This is a genomic window from Mesorhizobium sp. M2A.F.Ca.ET.037.01.1.1, from assembly GCF_003998075.1.
GTDB lineage: Bacteria > Pseudomonadota > Alphaproteobacteria > Rhizobiales > Rhizobiaceae > Mesorhizobium.
This window is the reverse complement of record NZ_RZSA01001593.1, coordinates 1-800: the sequence shown is the minus strand read 5'-3', so window position 1 is coordinate 800 and position 800 is coordinate 1. Positions and strand designations below refer to the sequence as shown.

Sequence of the window (800 nt, the reverse complement as noted above, 5' to 3'; positions counted from 1 at the left end):
GATCCGCAAGATCTACCAGGGCGTCGCCGACCGGCGTCAGATGTTCCGCCTGTTCGACCGTCATGCGCAACGACCCAATCGCTTCGAGGATGACGCCGGCCCGCTCTATGCGGGAGAATGGTTCGAAACGGCGCATGCCGAACACGATTACATGCTCGACATCCTGCCGCCGCTCTGGATGCGCGCAGGCATGTTCGCCATGCGCGAGTTCCTCACCGACAGCGTCACCAGCATCTTCTTCGCGCTGACCATTGATGGGCGTATCCGATACTTCCACGGCTATTGCGACCTCTTCGACAGGGGCTCGCCCGAGCGCATGCGCGACGCCATCGTCGAGCGCGAGTCTTCGCCGGTGAAGGCGATGACGCATGCAGAGCGCCTCGAGCATATCTGGAGCGCCACTCATGACGACTATCGCGGCTATGCCGGCGAGCGCTGGCTACCCGAGCATCGCGGCAAGCGGACCGTGCTCGTCTATGGCGGGGGCCGGACCGAGCTCAAGCTGCTCGATCACCTGAGCGACGAGGAGATCGCGGCCAAGCTGCCGGTGCATCTCAGACACCTGCCGCTCAAGACGGCGGCGTGAGGTGCGGGCGATGTTCACCTTTCCCATCCTTGCGGTCCGCAAGGTCATCGATCGCGGCATCGCCAATGCAGCCGCCAATGGCGGCTTCCGCAATCCCTATTACGGCACGCGCCCCGGCGAGGGCGAGAAGCCCGGCGTTTGGGTGGTTGGTGACGAGGGCGTCTACATCATGTCCAACGGCAAGCTCGCCGAGGGCACCCGCGCGCTCGTCGTC

Annotated in this window: 2 protein-coding genes; both read left to right on the top strand. The window is 64.6% G+C overall.

Translation table 11 applies throughout. The annotated features are described in order from the left end of the window. Window position 1: 1 nt before the first annotated feature. Complete coding sequence (locus EOA27_RS38595) at window positions 2-586, top strand: DUF1419 domain-containing protein (RefSeq protein WP_127258986.1); 585 nt, start codon at window positions 2-4, stop codon at window positions 584-586. Between the two features lie 10 nt (window positions 587-596). Continuing rightward, window positions 597-800: DUF3085 domain-containing protein (locus EOA27_RS38590; RefSeq protein WP_127258983.1), on the top strand; the 204-nt coding region annotated here is incomplete at its 3' end.